Source organism: Streptomyces plumbidurans, from assembly GCF_019857225.1.
GTDB classification, from domain to species: Bacteria; Actinomycetota; Actinomycetes; order Streptomycetales; family Streptomycetaceae; genus Streptomyces; species Streptomyces plumbidurans.
The window spans coordinates 75,139-95,085 of the sequence record NZ_JAFJSY010000044.1; the positions used below are offsets into that span (position 1 = coordinate 75,139).

A 19,947-nucleotide genomic window follows, 5' to 3' on the forward strand; every position below is an offset into this window, starting at 1 on the left:
GAACACCATGTCCACGACCGAAGCCCACACCCACGACAACCGCCCCACCGCGTACGCCGCCCCGCACGCCGAGACGTACTCCCTGGAGGAGGTCGTGCGCATCAGCGGCCTCGACGCCGGGACGCTGCGCTGGTACGAGGAGCAGGGGCTGATCGAGGGCGCCGCCAAGGACCCGTACGGCGTGCGCGCCTACAGCCCGGTGCATCTGCGCTGGCTCGAGTTCCTCAACCACTTGCGCAGCACGGGGATGTCGCCGGCCGCGATGAACCACTACGTCGAGCTGTACCGGGCGGGCGACTCGACGATCGCCGCGCGCCGCGAACTGCTCCAGGCGCACCGGGAGATGCTGCGCGCCCAGGCCCGGGACTGCTCCGCCACGCTGCGCTATCTCGACTGGAAGATCGGCTTCTACCGGGAGCGGGAAGCGGCACTGGCGCGGGCCGGAGCGTCGGCGGTGAGCACGGCCGAGGCGTAGGCGGCGGCCACCGGTTCCAGTCGCAGCACCCCGTGCGAGGCCACCGTGTGGACATCACGCCACAGCCGGTTGAGATCGCCGCTCCCGTCGCGCAGATGGGCGCCGCCGGTACGGAAGAGGCGGTCGACGGCGTCGGCGAGCATCCCGGCGGCGACCGCGGCGTCGCGCTGGTTGGCGGCGACGAGGGCCGCGTCGACCGGTTCGGTGTCGGCGCGGTGGGCCGCCCGCCGCAGCAGCAGTCCGGCCGCGTCGATGTGCGCCGAGGCGAGCGCGAGCGTCTCGCGCACGGCCGCGCTGTCGTGGTGCGGCCGCCCGCTGCCGGGCGCCTTCGCCGCCGCCCACTCGGACCACAGCGTCAGCGCGCGGCGGGCGGCGCCCAGCGCCGGTGCGCAGAACATCAGGCCGCCGGCCAGCTGGGCGGGGGCACTGTGGCAGCGGGGCAGGCCGGGGGTGTCGCCGCCGCGCAGCAACTCGGCCAGCGGGAAGGAGAGTCGGTGCGGAACGAAGGCGTCCCGCACCACGGCGGTGTGGCTGCCGGTGCCGCGCAGCCCGGTGGCGTCCCAGGTGTCCAGCACCTCCACCTCCTCGGCCGGTACGGCGAAGACGCGCGCCCCTTGCGCGTCCGGGGCCGCGAGGAGCACCCACTGCGCGCTGCCGATCCCGCTGACGCACTCCCAGGTGCCCGTCACCCGGCGGCCGCCGTCGGCCGGTTCGGCCCGTCCGGCCGGTGGCATCAGTGCCGCCGAGATCCGTACGTCGGGCGAGGCGCCCCATATCTCGCGCTGCCCCTCCTCGGGCAGCAGCGCGGCGAAGCGTCCGTGCGCGGCCCACAACATGCCGACCCAGGCGGCGGAGGTGCAGGCCTCGCCGACGTCGGCCACCTGGTCGAGCAGGACGGTGAACCCGCCCTCCGCGCCGCCCCATCGGCGGGGCACGAAATGGCGGGCCAGTCCGGCGGAGGTCAGTTCGGCGACGACCGCGGGGGCGAGCGCGCGGTCGGCGTCGGCGCTGCGGGCGTGCTCGGCGATCGTGCTCAGGGCGGGGGTCGGGAGCAGGGCGGGGGTCGAGGGCAGGTCTTCGCTCATGTCTTCGCTCCTGGTCGGAATCCGGTACCAAAAAAGTGCGTTCAAGAAGGTATTATTTTGAGGACCCTGGCCGCTCTCACCTCCCGCACCGACCGAAGGGACGCGCGATGGCGAAACAGGCGCGCTCGCTCCGCACGCATGAACTGGTCCTCGACGCCGCCGCGGCTGAGTTCGTCCGCCATGGCTACCCGCGTGCCAACCTCCAGCACGTGGCCGCGCGCACCGGGCTGACCAAGGGCGCGCTGTACGGCCACTTCGCCTCCAAGGAGCAGCTCGCCCGGGCGCTGACCGAGCACCTGGACGAGGTGGCGGCCGAGATCCTCGCCCGGTACGACGACACGGAGTCCCCGGCGCGCGAGCGGCTGCGCGCCCTGTGCTGCGAACTGGCCGGACGCGTCGAGTCGGACGTGCGCTTCAACGCGGCGCTGCGGCTGATGCTGGACGAGGCGCCCGCGGCACCCGAACCCCCCGGACTGCTGGCGGACCTGCGCGCCCTGGGCGAGGAGCCGTCCACCGCCTCGCTGGCCGACCTCGCCACCGTGATCCTGGTGGGCGCCTACTGCACGGCTCCCGATCTGGAGCGGCGAGGTCTGGCCGAGCGGGTGCGCGTGCTGTGGGACGCGGCGTCGGCGGGGGAGGACGCTCAGGCCGGCAGCGGGAGGGCGGCGCGGTGAGCCACGGCGGCCCACATGCTGCGGCAGGTGGCGAGCGGGGTGCCGCCCTGCACGGCGTCCAGGGTGAGGCGGGTCCTGCCGCTGCCGGGGTCCGGCACGCGCTCGCGGACCACCAGGTCGATGGGCTGGTCGAGTTCGCCGAAGGCCAGGCAGTCGGCCTCCATGCCGAGCAGGGTGTGCCCGGCGCCGGGCGCCGAGCCCACGGGGTGCAGCAGCAGGTGGCCGAGCTGGCGGAAGCCCTCCAGGGTGACCATCAGCGGCACATGGTCGCTGGGGTGGTCGAAGAAGATCGGGTGCTCCACGTCGACGAGCAACTGCCAGGGCCCCTCGGTGCGTTCACGCACCAGCACGCTGTCCTTGGCGCGCAGCCGGCCCACCGCCGAGGGGTGCACCCGCTGCAGCGGGCGCGGTGCGGGAGCGGTCGCGGCGGCGCCGCGCGGCTTGGCGCCCCGGCCGCGCAGCATCGCGTACCGCTTGTCGTCCACGGCGACGACGTGCAGCGCACCGCGGCCGCAGGCGTGGCCGCCGACGGTGAGGACGACGTCGAGGCGCATGCCGAAGCGGTTGGGCGGACGGTTGCCGACCCATGTCCACCGCGCCTCCAGGACCAGGGGCGCGGGCTCGCCGCCGACGCGCAGGGCGGCCGGGTCGGTGATCTCGAACTCCGAGTCGAAGCCGATGAAGCGGTGGGTGAGCGGGACGTCGTAGTGGGCGTGTGCCAGGTAGACGAGGGCCTGGCGGATGGTCTCCATGAACAGCAGCGGGTCGCTGGTGCCGTCCCGGCCGGGGGAGTAGAGGGCGTGGTCGCGCGGCCACTGGGCGGCGACCAGGAAGCTGTGCTCGCCGGTGCGGACGGCGTCGGTGAGGAAGACCTCGGCGATCGCGGCGCGGTGCACCATGTGCCGCGGGACGGCCTGGAGATAGCTGAGACGCAGCCGCTCGGAGCGGGCCGAGCCGCCCGAGGAGAGCGTGGCGACAGGTAAGACGGCAGGCTGATGCATGGTCTGAACCCCCAGTGAATGCATTCACGCAGACAGCAACATCGGCACGAGGCTTCCGCTCATCGAGCCGCAACTTACAATACATTCCCGAAGGTATATTTCAAGGAACAGAGGATGGACGCCATGGCCGTGGAACGCAGCGCCCCCAGGTCCCGGCCTGCCCGGGACACCGCCCCCCGCCACCGGGACACGGGCCTGAAGCAGGAACGTGCCGTACGCACCCGGGGGCAGGTGCTCGACGCGGCGGCAAAGGCGTTCGCCACCAAGGGCTTTCCCGCGGTCACCGTGCAGGACGTGGCCGAACTCGCGGGCGTGACCAAGGGGGCGGTCTACTTCCACTTCGCCAACAAGGAGGCCCTCGCCCAGGCGGTGGCCGAGGAGTTCTACCACGTGCTCGGCGTCATCGGGCAGGAGGTGGAGGAGGCCCAACTGCCGCCGCTGCGGGCGGTGTCGGAGCTGCTGGAGCGCACCGCCGTCGCCTTCCGCGACGACACCATGGTGCAGGCCGGCGCCCGCCTGCAGATCGAACGCTCGCTGATCGGCGCCGAGATGCCCATGCCCTATCTCGGCTACACCGAGTCCCTCACGATCTGGCTCCGCCAGGCCCGGACCGAGGGCCACCTCGCCGCCGGTACGTCGCCCGAGGCCACGGCGCGCGTCCTGGTCGCCGCCTTCTTCGGCGCCCAGCACATCTCCTGGGTCCTCAACGACCGTGCGGACATCGCGGAGCGGGTGCGGGAGATCCTCACGGCGGTGGTGCCACTGGCGGCGGCGTAGCCGCGCCCGCCGGTCAGAACACCGGCACCGGGGTGAAGCGGCCCGCCACCCGCAGGTCCTGCTCGATGCTGTCCGCCGTGGCGCGCAGTGCGGGGAGGATGTCGCGCTCGCACTCCTCGACCGTGTGGCGGGCCGCGTGCGTGGCCACGTTCAGGGCGGCGACGACGCGGCCGGTGCGGTCGCGCACCGGGACGGCGATAGAGCGCAGGCCCTCCTCCAGCTCCTGGTCGGTCAGGGCGTGCCCCCGGGTGCGTACGTCGTCGAGGAGACGGGCGAGCGCGTCCGGGTCGGTCAGGGTGTGCGGGGTGAACGGGCTCAACTGCCGTGGCAGCGGGCGGTCCGCCGCGGGCAGGTCCGCCAGCAGGACGCGACCCATCGAGGTCGCGTACGCCGGCAGCCGCGTACCGACCGTGATGTTCACGCTCATGATGCGGCTCGTGGCGACCCGCGCCGTGTACTGGATGTCGCCGCCCGAGAGTACGGCCAGCGAGGCCGACTCGTGGATGTCCTGGGCGAGTTGGGCCAGGTGCGGGGCGGCGATCTCGGGCAGGGAGGTGCGGGACAGGGGCGGGTAGCCCAGCGACAGGACGCGCGGCGTCAGCTCGAACACCCGGTCCCGGGCCCGTACCAGACCCAGGTGCTCGTAGGTGATCAGCGCCCTGCGTGCCGTCGCGCGCGCGAGTCCCGTCGCCTTCGCCACATCCGTCAGGGTCAGCTCCGCACGCCCTTCCCCGAAGGCCGTCAGCACGGTGAGGCCGCGGGCGAGGGACTCGACGAACTCCCGGCCCAGTTCCTGCTTGGACGCCCCGGTCCAGGCGGCCAGGCCCATGGGCGCGGCGGCGGGCTCCGCGGGCGGCGCCGTGCGCAGGTCGTCCTCCATCGCCCGCACCGCATCCCGCAGTCGTGGCAGCAGCGTGTCGCGCAGGTCGGCGGCGGTGTGCCGGCTGGTGTGGCTGACCACGTTCGCCGCGCACACGATCCGCCCGGTCCCCGGGTCCCGTACCGGTACCGAGACCGCGACCAGCCCCGGCTCGATCAACTGGTCGTCCAGCGCCCAGCCGTCCGCGGCCGCCGCGGCGGCCCTTCGCTCGAACTCGCCCTCCGCACCGCCGGGTTGACGAGGCGGTACGGCGGGAAAGCCCCGGTCCTCCGGGTCCGCCGCCCGGCGCTCGCGCCATGCCCGCCAGTCCCGCCGCGTCCACTGCGCCGCGAACAGCGCTCCCGGCGCGGTCCGTTCGGCCGGCAGCAGGTCGCCGATGCGGAAGCTGAGGGACATCGCGCGGCGGCGGGTGGCCTGGTGGATGAAGCGGATGCCGTCGCGGTCGGCGACCGCCAGCGACACCGACTCGTCCAGCTCGTCGGCGAGGGCGTCGGCGCGCGCGTCCAGCAGTGCGGGCAGACGCAGGGCGGACAGGTAGGAGTTGCCCAGTTCCATCAGGCGGGGGGCCAGCACCACGTCACGGCCGTCGACGCGGACGTAGCCCATGCGGGCGAGGGTGGCGGTGATCCGGTCGACCGTGGAGCGGGCCAGGCCCGTGGCCCGCTCCAGCCCGCTCGGGCTCAGCGTCCCGCCCGCCTCGGTCAGCCGCAGCAGCACGGCGACCCCCCGCACGAGCGGCGCGACCGCCTCGACCGGAACGGCGGACGCCGATGCCGGGACACCTGAGAATCCGGACGCGGCGTCGGCGTCCGTCGTGGGCTTCGCGGGCATCGGTTCTCCGGTACGGCGGTCGGGGCACGCCCACCGTAATGCGCCGACAGCCCGCTCCCTCTCACGGCCGCCGCAACGGCCGCCTCACCCCCGGGTGACCCGCACCCGATACGTCCCTTCCTTGCCGCCGCTCGCCACCGTGACCCGCACCCCCCGCTTCGGGTCCTTGAAGACCTCGCCCGGGGTGAAGGGGGCGTCCGAGAGCTCTGCCTGGACGTTGGGGCTGCGGGTGCAACCGCCGCTGTTGCGCCGGGAGTCGAAGACCCGCACCGGTCCCATGCCGGTGTCCACGGCCGCGTCGACCCTGTAGATCAGCACGCCGGGCCGGCACACGGCCTCGTCGTTGCCCGCGCGCACGCGCACCTCGATGGCGTACAGGGTCCGGGGGCCGAGCGGTACGAAGACCAGCTTGGGGCCGCCCGGGCGCTCCAGCGGCGTCAGGGTGTACTCCGTCGTGCCGGGCCCGGCCGCGCAGCCGACCTGGGACGCGTCCAGCCAGCCGAGCTTCCACTTGTGCCAGCCGAGCAGGTCGTTGTTGGCTCCCCAGTCCTCGCTCATGATGTCCCAGTGCCCGACCGCGCTGCCGCCCTCCTGGGTGTAGAGGTCGGGCAGGCCGAAGACATGGCCGTTCTCGTGCGGCAGCACGCGGTAGCCGGTGCGGGCGTAGGAGCCGGAGCCGTCGTCCTGGCGGGAGTAGACGAAGGACGCGTTGGCCACCGGGACGCCGTCGGCGACCGGGGCCTCGGCGTTCCCGGCGAACGTCACCGACAGGACCGTGTCCAGAGCGGACGGGCCCGCGTTCGGCGTCACCAGCACGTTCAGGAAGTCGTAGTCGCGGAAGTCCACCTGGGGGTCGGCGGCGCTCACGATGTCCTGGACGAGCCGGCGGTAGCCCTCGTCGAAGGGGGCGCCGCGTTCTATGCCGTACGCCTTGAACGACTTCGGCATGCGCAGCCAGTGCGGGATCGGGGTCTCGGGGCGGTAGTCGAGGCGGCCGTAGGAGGCGGTGCGGAACCACTGGCGGGTCTTGGGGAAGAACTCGCGGAACCGGTCGAGCGCCTTGCCCTCTCCTGGGGCGTCGGAGAAGTCGACCATCAGGGTCAGGGCCCGGACGGTGCCCGTGGAGCGGGAGTAGCCGGTGCCGGTCGGGACGCCCTCCGAGAGCTGGACGGAGCGGCTGCCGTCGATCATGCAGGGGCCGAGCGCGGTGGTGCGGGCCGGTGTCAGCGGGCGGGCTCCGGCCGCCGAGCGTGCCGTCGGGTGCCCGCCGCCGGCCGCGGTGCTGACCGCGAGGGTCAGCAGGGCCACGGTCGCGAGGGCGGCCGCGCGGCGGGGGCGTATGCGACGGCTGAGCTGCATCCACGGGCCCTTCGTCCTGGCAGCCGCCGGTCTCCGGCTGCCCCCTTTCGATCACCCTGATCGGGGGGCTGCGCGGGCGCGCGCTGGATGGGCCGAACGTGGGTTTCGCACACGGAAGGGGTGTCGAGGGGCCGTAGGAGGGAGCCGTGAGGGAGGCGTGAGGGCGCCGTGCGCGGATTGTGAGCCAGGTCACGGGAAAGTTTTTCGCGTCCGGGAAATAACCGGGGAACCTCTCCCCGTTTAACCAAGCGTCCGAGCGAAACGGGGACAGCCTCCCCGGATCGCAGCAACCACTGACCGAGGAGTACGCCGTGCAGACCGCGACCCCCGTGCAGACCAAGGTGCCCCGGCCGCGTGCCGACGCCCTGCGCAACCGGGAGCGGATCGTCGCCGCCGCCCGCGAGATGTTCACCGAGTTCGGCCCCGAGGTGCCGCTCGACGAGATCGCGCGCCGGGCAGGTGTCGGCAACGCCACGGTGTACCGCAACTTCCCTGACCGCGACGCCCTCGTCCGCGAGGTCGTCTGCTCCGTCATGGACCGTACGTCCGAAGCGGCAGAGTCCGCGCTCGCGGAGACGGGGGACGCCTTCGGAGCACTGGAGCGCTTTGTGCACACCGCCGCCGACGAGCGGATCAGCGCCCTGTGCCCGATGATCCAGACCACCTTCGACCAGAACCACCCCGACCTCGAAGCGGCGCGTGAGCGCGTCGAGCAGCTCGTGGCGGAGCTCATGGACCGGGCCGTGAAGGCCGGCCAACTCCGCCCCGACATCGGCGTCGGTGACCTGATGATCGTCGTGGCCCAGCTCAGCCGGCCCCCGGCCGGCACCGACTGTGACGTCAGCGACCGCTTCGTCCATCGCCATCTGCAGCTGTTCCTGGACGGACTGCGGGCTCCGGCCCACTCCGTCCTGCCGGGCACAGCCGTGACCGTGGAGGCTCTGCGCCGACCCTGCACCGATTAGTTCAGGACTCCCAGCGAGTCGACATTCACGAAACTCACCGGCCGTCTCGGTAGGCGAGCCGTCCCCTCAAGACACCTTTTTTCCGTCACGAAGTCCCGAAGTGGGTATCCCCATGTCTGAAACAGCCTCAAAGGCTCGCGGGCCGGTCGAGCAGACCGGTGACGCCAACCGCTGGAAAGCGCTGGTCTTCATAGCGCTCGCCCAGCTGATGGTCGTGCTCGACGCGACCATCGTGAACATCGCGCTGCCCTCCGCCCAGGCCGACCTGGGCATCTCGGACGGCAACCGCCAGTGGGTCGTCACGGCCTACGCCCTCGCGTTCGGCGGACTGCTCCTGTTCGGTGGCCGGATCGCCGACCTGTGGGGCCGCAAGCGCGCCTTCGTCATCGGCCTGACCGGCTTCGCGCTCGCGTCCGCGCTCGGCGGAGCGGCCCAGTCCGGCGCCATGATGTTCGGCGCCCGCGCCCTTCAGGGCGTCTTCGGCGCCATGCTCGCGCCCGCCGCGCTCTCCCTGCTCGCCGTGATGTTCACGGACGCCAAGGAGCGCGCCAAGGCGTTCGGCATCTACGGTGCGATCGCCGGTGGCGGCGGCGCCGTCGGCTTCATCCTCGGCGGCGTGCTCACCGAGTACCTGGACTGGCGCTGGACGTTCTTCGTGAACATCCCCTTCGCCATCATCGCCGCGCTCGGTGCCTACTTCGTCATCCGTGAGCCGGAGGGCGGCCGCAACCGCAACCCGCTCGACATCCCCGGCGTCCTGCTCTCCACCCTCGGCCTGGTCTCGCTGGTCTACGGCTTCACCCGCGCCGAGTCCGACGGCTGGGGCGACTCCCTGACGGTCGGCCTGTTCATCGCCTCCGCGGTGCTGCTGCTGGCCTTCGTCGTCACCGAGTCCAAGGTCAAGGCCCCGCTGCTGCCGCTGCGCGTGATCACCGACCGCAACCGCGGCGGTATCTACCTCTCGCTCGGCATCGCCATCATCGCGATGTTCGGCACGTTCCTCTTCCTGACCTACTACCTCCAGGTCATCAACGGGTACTCGCCGATCAAGACCGGCTTCGCCTTCCTGCCCATGATCGCGGGCATGATGATCGGCTCGACCCAGATCGGCGCCCGGCTGATGACCCGGGTCCCGGCCCGGCTGCTGATGGGTCCCGGTTTCCTGGTCGCCGCCATCGGCATGTCGCTGATGACGCAGCTGGAGATCGGCTCGTCGTACGCCTCGACGATCCTGCCGGCGATGCTGCTGCTGGGTCTCGGCATGGGTACGGCGTTCATGCCGGCCATGTCCCTGGCCACCCTGGGCGTCCAGCCCCGGGACGCCGGTGTCGCCTCCGCGATGGTCAACACCTCGCAGCAGGTGGGCGGCGCGATCGGTACGGCCCTGCTGAACACGATCGCCGCCTCGGCGACGACCGCGTACATCAAGGACCACATCGCCGGCGCGACCTCCAAGTCGCAGGCGCAGCTGATCCAGATGCAGGGCGCGGTGCACGGCTACACCAACGCCATCTGGATCGCGGTCGGCATGCTGGTGATCGCCTCGGCGGTCGTCCTGACGCTCGTCAACGCCGGCCGCCCCGGCTCGACCACCGTGGTCGGGTCCGAGGAGGGCGCCGAGGACGAGGTGGCCGTCCCGGTGGTCGCCCACTGACGGCGACCGTCGGTCGTACCCCTTCGGAGAACCAACCGTGCGCGTGAGGAAGGGGACGCCTCCCGCGTACGGCCCCCAGGCCCTTCCGGGCCCGCCTGCCCTGGCCTGCTGAGTGAGCGGCTCAGCGGAGCCAGGGCAGGTCCGCACCCGCTTCATTCGGCTGAAGGCCCTCGGCGACGATCTGCATGATCTCGCCGAGGGCCTTCAGCTGCTCGGGGCTCAGCCGCTCGAACAACGCCTGCCGTACGGCGGCCACATGGCCCGGGGCGGTCCTGGCCAGCACGTCGGCGCCCGCGTCCGTCAGCACCGCGAACTGGCCCCGCTTGTCGGAGGGGCAGTCCTCGCGCCGCACCCAGCCGTTCTTCTCCAGGCGCGCGATCGCGTGCGAGAGACGGGAGCGGGTGATCTTCGACCTCATGGCCAGCTCGGTCATCCGCAACCGCCGCTGCGGGGCCTCGGCGAGCCCGACCAGCAGGCCGTAGTAGATGTGCGGCATGCCCGCGTCGCGCTGCAGCTGGCGGTCGAGGTGGTCCTCGAGGAGCGTGGTGGCGTGCAGGTACGAACGCCAGATGCGCTGCTCTTCGTCGCTGAGCCAGCGTGCGGGTGCCGTGTCGTTCATGGTTCCACTGTAACCAGCCTCTTCTTGAAACTTAAACAAACGGAGCGTAGTCTCCGGGGGAGAAGTTTTAGAGTTCAAGCACTGGTTTCGAGCACCTGAGTCCGAGCAACCGCTCCGGAGGGAGTCGCCGTCATGTCCGCCGCCACTCAGGAGCGCATGCCCGCCCTCTATCTCAGCCACGGCGCCCCGCCGCTCGCGGACGACCCGGTCTGGCCCGGCGAGCTCGCCGCCTGGTCCGCCGCACTGCCCCGGCCCAGGGCGATCCTGATGGTCTCCGCACACTGGGAGGAGGCCCCCCTGGCGCTCGGCGCGGTCGAGACGGTCCCGCTCGTGTACGACTTCTGGGGCTTCCCCGAGCACTACTACCGCGTGACGTACGGCGCGCCGGGCGCTCCCGAACTCGCCGACTCCGTACGGAAGTTGCTGCGCGCCCCCGGCACCCCCGTGCAGGACATCCCCGACCGGGGCCTGGACCACGGCGCCTATGTCCCGCTCGTGGAGATGTTCCCGGACGCCGACATCCCCGTCCTGCAGATCTCCATGCCCACCCTCGACCCGGTGCGGCTGATGGAGATCGGCCGCAGGCTCGCGCCGCTGCGCGACGAGGGCGTGCTGATCGTCGGCTCCGGCTTCTTCACCCACAACCTCGCCGCCCTGCGCCACGCGGGCGCCGGGGTGCCGGTATGGTCGGCCGAGTTCGACGAGTGGGGCCACCGGATGCTGGACGACGGCGACGTGGACGCGTTGCTCGACTTCCTGCACAAGTCCCCGGCCGGTCACCTCGCCCACCCGCGCACCGAGCACTTCGCCCCGCTCTTCGTGACGATGGGCGCCGCGGACGCGGCCGGTGAGCTGGACACCCCGAAGTCGGTGATCGACGGCTTCTGGATGGGACTCGCGAAGCGGTCGGTGCAGTTCGGCTGAGGCCGCTTTCCGCCTGATCCCGCAGGCGGCTACAGCTCCTTCTCGTACCAGGCCACGTCCCAGTACCGCCCGAACTTGCGGCCCACCTCGCGGTGGGTGCCGAGATGACGGAACCCGAAGCGCTCGTGCAGCCGCGTGGACGCTTCGTTGGGCAGGGCGATGCCCGCGTACGCGCGGTGCAGGTCCTCGCCCGCGAGCGCCGCGAACAGCGCCTTGTACAGAAGCGTGCCGATGCCGCGCCGGCCCGCGTGCGGGGCGACGTAGACCGTGACCTCCACCGAGGTCTCGTAGGCGGGCTTGGGGCGGTAGGGGCTGGAGGTGGCGTAGCCCAGAATCTCCTGTGTGTCACCGTCCGTGGCAACCATCAGGCGGTGCGGGCCGTCTTCAGGGTGGGAGAGCAGCCACGGGCGGCGTTCCTCGGCAGTGAACTCGGCAGTGTCGAAGGTGATGGCCGTCTCACGTACGTAGTGGTTGTAGATGCCGGTGAGGGCTTCGAGGTCCTCCTCGGCTCCCGGCCTGACCTGCACCTCTGTCCGTTTCGACGACACCGGCCCTCCTCTCGTGGCCGGACAGGGTACTGCAAGATCAGAAAATTCGGGGTGCGGGTTGGGAATTCTGTCCGGATTCCAGTCGTTGTTTCCAACAGATGCAGGGCACCCGAGAAGGGTGCTGAGAGGCGCTCGACGGCGAGTGCCGGCATCCGAGTGACCACCCGCCAGCCCACCATCGCAAGGGAGCACGCATGGCAACCCGTGCCGCCGCCCGTCGTAAGTCCGCCAATGGCGAGACGGCCGACGCGGCAAGCAGTGTTCGCGCCCACGCCGGCGAGATCGCCGACCGTGACCTGGTCGGCATGTACCTCGACGAGATCGCGCGCACACCGCTGCTCGACGCCGCCAAGGAGGTCGAGCTGTCCCAGATCATTGAGGCGGGTGTGTTCGCGCGACAGGTTCTCGACGGGTACGAGGAGTCCAAGGCCGAGGCCTCCCGAGAGGAGCTCCAGGCCCTCGTGGACGACGGCGAGCGGGCGAAGGACATCTTCATCCGTTCCAACCTCCGCCTCGTCGTGGCGGTGGCCAGGCGCTACCCCCGTAGCGGCCTGCCCCTGCTCGACCTGATCCAGGAGGGCAACGCCGGCCTGGTGCGAGCGGTCGAGAAGTTCGACTACCGCAAGGGCTTCAAGTTCTCGACGTACGCGACGTGGTGGATCCGTCAGGCCATCACCCGCTCGATAGCGGACCAGTCGCGGACCATCCGCCTGCCCGTCCACCTGGTGGAGGAGCTGGGCCGGATCCGCCGTGTGCAGCGCGAGTTCAACCGCGAGCACGGCCGCGACCCGGAGCCCGCGGAGATCGCTGCTGAGCTCGGTTCGAACGCGGACCGCGTGACGGACGTCCTGGACTGGGCCCGCGACCCGGTCTCGCTGAACATGTCGGTGGACGACGAGGGCGAGACCCAGTTCGGCGACCTGCTAGAGGACACCTCGGCGGTCTCTCCCGAGCAGTCCGTCATGACGCTGCTGCGAAGCGAGGAACTCGACCACCTCATCGGCCGCCTCGACCCGCGCACGGCCTCCATCATCAAGATGCGCTACGGCATCGACGACGGCCGCGAGCGCACGCTGACGGAGGTCGGCAAGGAGCACGGCCTGACCCGCGAGCGCATCCGCCAGATCGAGAAGCACGCTCTGCTGGAGCTGAAGAAGCTGGCGCGCGACACCGGTTTCGAAGCGGCGGCGTAAGGCCGTGCGGCAGCGCGTGCGGCCTTGGGAGCGCCGGGCGGCGTACACCGCCCGGCGCCGCGCACGCCGGGTGGCGGAAGACCGCGCAAACATGGCGCTGTAACGCCGCTTCAAGTGTAGGAACCAAGGGAAAAAGACTTCAGGGCACAGGAGTTCGGCCCTGTTCCCACCCCCAGAGCCACGTCCCGACGCACCACCCCCCCGGCGCCGGGACCTTCCCAGTCGGGCTCCGGCGCCATCCCCCCGAGCGCCGGGGCCCGGCTTTCTTTTGTGCGCGGCCCGGCGGCTCGGCGTCTTCTGTGCGCAGGGGTTCGCGGCCCGGCGTCATCTGTGCACACACCGGTTCGCGGCCCGGCGTCTTTTGGCGCGTACGGTCCCTTGCGGGCATGCTGATGGGCGGGGCACCCCGGACCTGAACCCCGGGGTGGCCCGCCGGATGGCAGATTGTGCCACATGGGCATAGCCTGCCGAAGTGAGCAGCTCCACCCCCGCACCAAAACCCCGCGTCTCCTCGGCCGAGCAACCCTCTCTCGTCGAGCGACGCAAGGCCGCGACCCGTATGGAGATCGCCCGGGCGGCGGCGGGACTGTTCGTGAGACAGGGACTTCGCGCCACGCGCGCGGAGGACATCGCGCAGGCCGCCGGGGTCGCTCCGCGCACCTTCTACCGCTACTTCGCGTCCAAGGAGGAGGCCGTCGCGCCTTTGTACGCGGCGGGCGCCGAGCGCTGGACGGACGCGGTCGCCGCCGCCCCCGCCGATCTGCCCCTCCCACAGGTCCTGGAACACGCGGTCCACCACACCCTCACCCCGGGCGCCGGGGTCTCCGCGGCCTCCTGGGAACTGGTCCGCACCCTCATCCGCCTGACCGACAGCAGCCCCGCCCTGGGCAAGGTGTGGGCGGAGGTGTGCCACGCGGCGGAGACGCGACTGGCGGAGGTGCTTGAGGGGCGGGCCTCCGGCGGTTCGGGCGGGGTTGGGGGGTCGGAGGGGTCCGGTGGTTCGGGCGGGGTTAGGGGGTCGGAGGGTTCCGGTGGTTTGGGCGGAGCTGTCGGGTCGGAGAGTTCCAGTGGTGCGGGCGAGGCTGTCGGGTCGGAGGGCTCCGGCGGTGCGGGCAGGGTTAGGGGTTCGGAGGGTTCCAGCGGTTCGGGCGGGGCTGTTGGTTCGGAGGGTTCCGGCGGTTCGGGCGGGGCTGTTGGTTCGGAGGGTTCCGGCGGTTCGGGCGGCTCCGACAACGTTGGCACGGGGGCAGGCGGCGTCCCCGTGAACTCCTCCGCGCTGCGGTTCGCTGCCGCTGTCGCCGGGGCCGCCGTGCGCGTGGCCGTCGAGAGCTGGGCGGCGGGCACGGCCCCGGCGAGCGGCCCGAAGGGACCGGCGGCCCTGGCGCTGCGGAACCTGGAGGCGCTGCGGGCGTTTCCCTGGGCGGAGTTGGTGGAGGGATAGCGCCGAGTGATGGCGGGGTGGTGTGAGTGCTGGTGCCTCAGGCGTTCGTTGCCGCTCGGGTCAGGCGATCGCCCAATTCCCGTACGCACTCCACCAGTTCAGTCGGCCCCTGCACCGTGAAGTCGAAGCCGAGCAGGGCGAGGCGGGCCGCCAGCCAGTCCGGGCCGTCGGCCGTGCGGCCGCGCAGGCGGCAGGAATCGGCGTGCAGGGGTTCAGGTGTGCCCAGCCAGGACGGGATGCGGGCCGCGACGGTCTGCGCGTTCGCGGCGAACGTGACCTCGAAGTCGTAGGACCTCTGGTGCCGTTGCATCGAGCGCCGCAGATACTCCGCCGCGTCGCCCGTCGGCAGCTCCCGCGGGGCGAAGCGCGCGCCGGTGGCGAAGGGCTCGCTGACGCGGTCCACGCGGAAGGTCCGCCAGTCGGCGCGGTCGAGGTCGTAGGCGACGAGGTACCAGCGGCGTCCGGTCGAGACGAGCCGGTAAGGCTCCGTCACGCGGCGGGACTCGGTCCCGTCACCGGCGCGGTAGGCGAACCGCAGCCGCTCCCGCCCTGCCACCGTGGACGCCATCACGGTCAGCGTCTCGGGTGCGATGCTCGCCCCGTCTCCGCTGGTCAGCGGGGTGGTGGCGGCCTGCAGGGTGGAGACGCGGTGGCGTAGGCGCGAGGGCAGCACCTGCTCCAGTTTGGCGAGCGCCCGTACGGACGCCTCGTCCACCCCCTCCAGGGCGTGCCCGGCGCCCGCCCGCAGCCCGATCGCGATGGCGACCGCCTCCTCGTCGTCCAGCACGAGCGGCGGCATGGCCTTGCCCGCGACCAGCCGGTAGCCGCCGTCGGCGCCCATCGTCGCCTGCACCGGGTAGCCCAGCTCGCGCAGCCGGTCGACGTCCCGCCGCACGGTGCGCCGGGACACCCCGAGCCGGTCGGCGAGTTCGCCGCCGGGCCATTCGCGGGGGGTCTGGAGGAGGGAGAGGAGCTGGAGGAGCCGGGCCGGGGTGTCGGTCGTCATGGGAACTCCTCCGTCGTCGGGATCTGCCGTCCCGGGATCTGCCGTTCCGGGATCTGCCGTTTCGGTATCTGCTGTCCCGGGTTTCTGTCGTCTGTTTCGAGGATGCCCGCCAACTAGGACATGACCTGTCCTACTGGGGTCGTAACTTCACAGCATGACCTCCACCGAAATCCTTGGGGCAAGCCCCGCCGGCCCGGCCGACCGCCGCCGCTGGTTCGCTCTCGCCATCGTGATGACCGCGGCCTTCATGGACCTCGTGGACGTCACGATCGTCAACATCGCGATCCCGTCCATCCAGCGCGACGCCGGGGCGTCCGTGAGCCAGATCCAGTGGATCACCGCCGGTTACGCCCTCGCGTTCGCCGCCGGTCTGATCACCGGCGGACGGCTCGGCGACATCCACGGCCGCAAGCGGATGTTCCTCATAGGCATCGGCGGCTTCACGCTCGCGTCGGCGCTGTGCGGATTCGCCGCCAACCCGGACATGCTGGTCGCCTCCCGCATCCTGCAGGGCGCGATGGCGGCGATGATGGTGCCGCAGGTCCTGTCGATCGTGCACGCCACCTTCCCGGCACACGAACGCGGCAAGGTGTTCGGCCTGTTCGGCGCGATCGTCGGCCTGGGAGCCGTCTCCGGACCGCTGCTCGGCGCGCTGCTGACGGAGTGGAACCTGTTCGGCCTTGAGTGGCGGCCGATCTTCCTCATCAACCTTCCGGTCGGCGTCGCCGCCCTGATCCTCGGCAGCCGCTACATCACGGAGTCCAAGGCCCCGCGGGCGCTCAAGCTGGACCTGGTCGGCGTCGCCCTGGTCACCCTCGGCCTGACGATGCTGCTCTACCCGCTGACCCGGGGCCGTGAGCTGGGCTGGCCGCTGTGGGGGTACCTGTCGATGGCCGGCGCGCTCGTCGTCTTCGGCGCCCTGGTCGCGTACGAGAGGCGGAAGGCGGCGCGGGACGGCTCGCCGCTGGTCGAGCTGTCGCTGTTCCGGGTGAAGAGCTTCGCCGCCGGTATCGCCGTGCAGACCGTCTTCGGTGTCGCGCTCGGTGTGTTCTTCCTGGTGTGGACGCTGTACATGCAGATCGGCCTGGGCTGGAGCCCGCTGCGGGCGGGGCTGACCGGGGTGCCGTTCTCGATCGCCGTCTCCACGGCCGCGGGCCTGTCCGTGCAGAAGCTGGTGCCGCGCTTCGGCCGCCGGGTCCTGCAGGCGGGCGCGCTGCTGATGGCCGCGGGCATCCTGCTCTACATCTGGGAGTCCGGCCGCTACGGCATGTCGATCGCGTCCTGGCAGATGGCGTTGCCGCTGGTCGTGATGGGCGTAGGCATGGGCCTGATCGTCGCCCCGCTGACGGACGCGGTGCTCTCTGAGGTGCCGCGCGAGCACGCCGGGTCGGCGTCCGGACTCATCAACACCGTGCAGCAGATGGGCAACGCGCTGGGGCTGGGGCTGGTCTCGGTGGTGTTCTTCGGCGAGATCGGCGACCGGCTGACGGCCGCGCAAGTGGGCCCGGCCTTCGTGAACGCCTTCCAGCACGCGCTGGGCTGGGTCGCCGCCGTGATGGCCGTGATCTTCCTGCTGATGTTCGCGCTGCCGCGGCGGTCGGCGCAGCATGTGGAGGGCGGCGCACAGCCGCAGGACGACCTCTCCCTCGGCACGCCCGCGCGGACGGACGAGCCCGAGCTGGTCGGCTGATCCGACGGACCGGCCCGCCTCCCGTGATGTCCGGGGGGCGGGCTTCTCCGTGCCGTGCCTTGCCCTGCCACGCCTTGTCCTGCCGTGCCTCGCCCTACAGGCGGATGCCCGTTTGTGTCTGCCTCGTGTCCGAACCCGTTTACTTCTCGGAAATGAGGGCGTACTCTCCCGCTGAAACCACAGGTTCGGGCACGGGTCGGAGGCGAACGGGCATGTACGCACCGGAGCGGCAGCAGGAGATCCTCCGGCTCGCCCGGGACGGCGGCCGGGTGGACGTGATCTCGCTGGCCGAGGAGTTCCAGGTGACGGCGGAGACGATCCGCCGGGACCTGAAGGCCCTCGACCGCGCGGGCCTCGTCCGCCGGGTGCACGGCGGTGCCATACCGGTCGGGCGCCTCGACTTCGAACCGGACCTCGCCGAGCGCGAGGGAACGGCGGCCGACGAGAAGGACCACATCGCCAAGGCGGCCGTCACGGAACTGCCCACCGAGGGCACGCTGATCCTCGACGCCGGCACGACGGTGGCGCGCCTGGCGGCCGCCATCCCGCTGGAGTCCTCGCTCACCGTCGTCACCCACAGCCTGCCGATCGCGGCCCGTCTCGCCGACCACCCCGGCATCCAGCTCCACCTCGTCGGCGGCCGGGTACGGCACCGCACGCGCGCCGCCGTGGACGCCTGGGCGCTGCGGGCGTACGGCGAGATCCGCGCGGACGTGCTGTTCGTGGCGGCCAACGGCTACTCCGCCGAGCACGGTCTGACCACCCCCGACCTCGCCGAAGCGGCGGTCAAGCGCGCGGCCGTGGCCGCCGCCCGCCGCGTCGTGCTGCTCGCCGACTCCTCCAAGCACGGCCAGGAGCACTTCGCCCGCTTCGGCGACCTGAGCGATGTGGACCTGCTGATCACCGACAGCGGGCTGAGCCCGGAAGACGCCACCGCCATCGAGCGCGGCGGCACGGAAGTAGTGCGCGCATGATTTTGACCGTCACGCCCAATCCGTCCCTGGACCGTACCTACGAGGTCCCCTCGCTGGAGCGTGGCGAGGTCGTCCGCGCCACCGGCGAGCGGGTGGACCCGGGCGGCAAGGGCGTCAACGTCTCGCGCGCCGTCGCGGCCGCGGGCCGGCGCACGGTCGCGGTCCTGCCGCTGGGCGGTGCGCCGGGAGCGCTCGTGGCGGACCTGCTCGACGCGCAGGGCATCGAGGTCGCGCCGGTGCCGATCGCCGGGGCCACCCGCTCCAACATCGCGCTCGCCGAGGCGGACGGGGTGCTGACGAAGATCAACGCACCGGGTCCCGAACTGTCGGCCGAGGAGCAGGAACTGCTGCTGGAGACGGTGCGCAGGCAGTCGCGGGACGCCTCGTGGATCGCCTGCTGCGGCAGCCTGCCGCGCGGGCTCGCGCCCGCCTGGTACGCCGACCTGGTCGCCCGCGCGCACGCGGCGGGCACCCGGATCGCGCTGGACACCTCCGGGCCCGCTCTCCTTGAGGCGCTGCGCGAGCGGCCCGACGTGGTCAAGCCGAACGCCGAGGAACTCGCCGAGGCCGTCGAGCGCCCCCTGTCCACTGTGGGCGACGCGATGAAGGCGGCCGAGGAACTGCGCGGGATGGGTGCGCGCGCCGTGCTCGCCAGCCTGGGTGCCGACGGCCAACTGCTCGTGGACGACGCGGGCGCCTGGTTCGGCAGCGCGCGGGTGGATGCCGTACGCAGCAACGTCGGCGCCGGCGACTCCTCCCTGGCCGGCTTCCTGATCGCGGGCGGCAACGGCCCCGAGGCCCTCGCGTCCGCGCTCGCGCACGGCGCCGCGGCCGTACAGCTGCCGGGCAGCGTGATGCCGACCCCGGCCGACCTGGACCCCGCGGCCGTCACGGTCACGGCCGACGTGCCCACCGACCTCGTACTGACGGAGCCGGTGACATGAACTTCCGTACACCGCACGTCACTTGGGCCGATCCCTCCGGCCCCTCCGGCCCCTCCGACCCCTCCGGCTCGTCCAACCTCTCTGTTCTCTCCGGCCCCGGCGTGACGACTCCCCGAACCCCCAGCAGCACCCCCGTCCCCACCTCTGTCCCCGTCCCCGCCCACTCCACCCACCGGGCGATACGCGTGCTAAGGAGCCCGCGATGAGCGAGATGATCACCGCGGACCTGGTCGATCTCGACCTGTCCGCCGACACCAAGGAAGCGGCGGCGCGCGCCCTCGCCGAACGGATGGTCTCCGCCGGCCGGGTGACCGACCTGGAGGGCTTCCTCGCCGACGTGGCCGCGCGCGAGGCCCAGATGCCGACCGGCCTGGACGGCGGCATCGGCATCCCGCACTGCCGCAGCGAGCACGTCACCGAGCCGACGCTCGCCTTCGGGCGCAGCGCCGCCGGGGTCGACTTCGGCGCGGCGGACGGACCCGCCGACCTGATCTTCCTGATCGCCGCGCCCGCGGGCGCCGACGACGCCCATCTCACGATCCTGTCGTCGCTGGCCAGGCAGTTGATGAACGCCGAGTTCACCGACGCCCTGCGCGCGGCGGGCGACCCTGCCGCCACGGCCGCGCTGATCCGCGGCGACGAGACGCCCGCGCCCGCGGCCGGTACCGAGAACTCCGCCGCGGCTTCGGGGGCGGCCTCCTCCGAAGCCGCGGCGGGCAGCACGGCCCCGGCGGCCGACGCGAGCGCCGAGGACGCGTCCGCTCCGGCGCCGGGCGCTCCGGACGCCCCAGACGCCTCGGACGCCCCAGACGCCTCGGACGCCCCAGACGCCTCGGACGCCCCGGACGCGCGGCCCTTCCGTATCGTCGCCGTCACCTCCTGCCCGACCGGCATCGCCCACACCTAC

Annotated in this window: 18 protein-coding genes and 1 pseudogene; 12 read left to right on the plus strand and 7 right to left on the minus strand. The window is 72.1% G+C overall.

The features are described from left to right. Positions 1–7 precede the first annotated feature (7 nt). Complete coding sequence (locus tag JYK17_RS26295) at positions 8–475, plus strand: MerR family transcriptional regulator (protein ID WP_108008470.1); 468 nt, start codon at positions 8–10, stop codon at positions 473–475. Here the strand turns inward: JYK17_RS26295 and JYK17_RS26300 are convergent. Then, the gene (locus tag JYK17_RS26300) at positions 409–1,560 is read right to left on the minus strand and encodes an acyl-CoA dehydrogenase family protein (RefSeq protein WP_234548081.1); all 1,152 of its coding nucleotides are present in this window, start codon (positions 1,558–1,560) and stop codon (positions 409–411) included. The two genes, JYK17_RS26295 and JYK17_RS26300, sit on opposite strands and share 67 nt — an antisense overlap. A gap of 107 nt (positions 1,561–1,667) precedes the next feature. On the opposite strand from JYK17_RS26300, the gene JYK17_RS26305 reads away from it, so the two are divergent. Continuing rightward, positions 1,668–2,234, plus strand: a complete 567-nt coding sequence (locus JYK17_RS26305; protein ID WP_108008468.1) for a TetR family transcriptional regulator — start codon at positions 1,668–1,670, stop codon at positions 2,232–2,234. Here the strand turns inward: JYK17_RS26305 and JYK17_RS26310 are convergent. Continuing rightward, a complete protein-coding gene (locus JYK17_RS26310) occupies positions 2,204–3,235 on the minus strand; it encodes a ScbA/BarX family gamma-butyrolactone biosynthesis protein (RefSeq protein ID WP_108008466.1) in 1,032 nt (343 codons plus the stop codon). The genes JYK17_RS26305 and JYK17_RS26310 overlap by 31 nt on opposite strands. Before the next feature lie 114 nt (positions 3,236–3,349). Here JYK17_RS26310 and JYK17_RS26315 point away from each other — a divergent pair, with 114 nt between their 5' ends. After that, a complete protein-coding gene (locus JYK17_RS26315) occupies positions 3,350–4,012 on the plus strand; it encodes a ScbR family autoregulator-binding transcription factor (protein ID WP_206660167.1) in 663 nt (220 codons plus the stop codon). Positions 4,013–4,025: 13 nt separating this feature from the next. Here the strand turns inward: JYK17_RS26315 and JYK17_RS26320 are convergent, their stop codons facing one another. Both JYK17_RS26320 and JYK17_RS26325 read right to left on the minus strand, forming a co-directional pair. Continuing rightward, complete coding sequence (locus tag JYK17_RS26320; protein ID WP_222811313.1) at positions 4,026–5,723, minus strand: IclR family transcriptional regulator domain-containing protein; 1,698 nt, start codon at positions 5,721–5,723, stop codon at positions 4,026–4,028. 84 nt (positions 5,724–5,807) lie between these two features. Further along, on the minus strand, positions 5,808–7,082 hold the full coding sequence (locus tag JYK17_RS26325) for a M6 family metalloprotease domain-containing protein (RefSeq protein ID WP_108008462.1): 1,275 nt from the start codon (positions 7,080–7,082) through the stop codon (positions 5,808–5,810). 311 nt (positions 7,083–7,393) lie between these two features. On the opposite strand from JYK17_RS26325, the gene JYK17_RS26330 reads away from it, so the two are divergent. Continuing rightward, positions 7,394–8,047 (plus strand): TetR/AcrR family transcriptional regulator, encoded by a 654-nt coding sequence (locus tag JYK17_RS26330; RefSeq protein WP_181362376.1) that lies wholly within the window; start codon positions 7,394–7,396, stop codon positions 8,045–8,047. 112 nt (positions 8,048–8,159) lie between these two features. Continuing rightward, entirely contained in the window at positions 8,160–9,701 is a 1,542-nt protein-coding gene (locus JYK17_RS26335) for an MFS transporter (protein WP_108008458.1), read from the plus strand. 121 nt (positions 9,702–9,822) lie between these two features. On the opposite strand, the gene JYK17_RS26340 is transcribed toward JYK17_RS26335, so the two are convergent. Continuing rightward, complete coding sequence (locus JYK17_RS26340; protein ID WP_108008456.1) at positions 9,823–10,320, minus strand: MarR family winged helix-turn-helix transcriptional regulator; 498 nt, start codon at positions 10,318–10,320, stop codon at positions 9,823–9,825. A 132-nt stretch (positions 10,321–10,452) separates the two neighbouring features. Here JYK17_RS26340 and JYK17_RS26345 point away from each other — a divergent pair, with 132 nt between their 5' ends. Beyond that, positions 10,453–11,244, plus strand: coding sequence for a dioxygenase family protein (locus JYK17_RS26345; protein ID WP_128802186.1), 792 nt, complete (start codon positions 10,453–10,455; stop codon positions 11,242–11,244). A gap of 29 nt (positions 11,245–11,273) precedes the next feature. On the opposite strand, the gene JYK17_RS26350 is transcribed toward JYK17_RS26345, so the two are convergent. Next, positions 11,274–11,792 carry a GNAT family N-acetyltransferase gene (locus JYK17_RS26350; RefSeq protein WP_108008452.1) on the minus strand — a complete coding sequence of 173 codons (519 nt, stop codon included), beginning with the start codon at positions 11,790–11,792 and terminating at the stop codon, positions 11,274–11,276. A 194-nt stretch (positions 11,793–11,986) separates the two neighbouring features. On the opposite strand from JYK17_RS26350, the gene JYK17_RS26355 reads away from it, so the two are divergent. Both JYK17_RS26355 and JYK17_RS41260 read left to right on the plus strand, forming a co-directional pair. Then, the gene (locus JYK17_RS26355; RefSeq protein ID WP_108008450.1) at positions 11,987–12,985 is read left to right on the plus strand and encodes a sigma-70 family RNA polymerase sigma factor; all 999 of its coding nucleotides are present in this window, start codon (positions 11,987–11,989) and stop codon (positions 12,983–12,985) included. A 559-nt stretch (positions 12,986–13,544) separates the two neighbouring features. Continuing rightward, a pseudogene (locus JYK17_RS41260) lies at positions 13,545–13,952 on the plus strand (TetR/AcrR family transcriptional regulator); the annotation flags it as partial. A 511-nt stretch (positions 13,953–14,463) separates the two neighbouring features. On the opposite strand, the gene JYK17_RS26370 reads toward JYK17_RS41260, so the two are convergent. Further along, positions 14,464–15,432 carry a helix-turn-helix transcriptional regulator gene (locus JYK17_RS26370; protein WP_108008446.1) on the minus strand — a complete coding sequence of 323 codons (969 nt, stop codon included), beginning with the start codon at positions 15,430–15,432 and terminating at the stop codon, positions 14,464–14,466. A 154-nt stretch (positions 15,433–15,586) separates the two neighbouring features. Between JYK17_RS26370 and JYK17_RS26375 the strand changes: the two genes are divergently transcribed. From JYK17_RS26375 to JYK17_RS26390, 4 genes are all read left to right on the plus strand, one after another. Beyond that, on the plus strand, positions 15,587–17,122 hold the full coding sequence (locus JYK17_RS26375) for an MFS transporter (protein WP_222811314.1): 1,536 nt from the start codon (positions 15,587–15,589) through the stop codon (positions 17,120–17,122). A 212-nt stretch (positions 17,123–17,334) separates the two neighbouring features. Next, positions 17,335–18,096, plus strand: a complete 762-nt coding sequence (locus JYK17_RS26380; protein ID WP_108008442.1) for a DeoR/GlpR family DNA-binding transcription regulator — start codon at positions 17,335–17,337, stop codon at positions 18,094–18,096. Beyond that, a complete protein-coding gene (gene pfkB / locus JYK17_RS26385; protein WP_222811315.1) occupies positions 18,093–19,040 on the plus strand; it encodes a 1-phosphofructokinase in 948 nt (315 codons plus the stop codon). The genes JYK17_RS26380 and pfkB overlap by 4 nt, the downstream gene beginning before the upstream one ends. A 202-nt stretch (positions 19,041–19,242) precedes the next feature. Continuing rightward, the coding region (locus tag JYK17_RS26390; RefSeq protein WP_222811316.1) for a PTS sugar transporter subunit IIA at positions 19,243–19,947 on the plus strand (705 nt) is incomplete at its 3' end.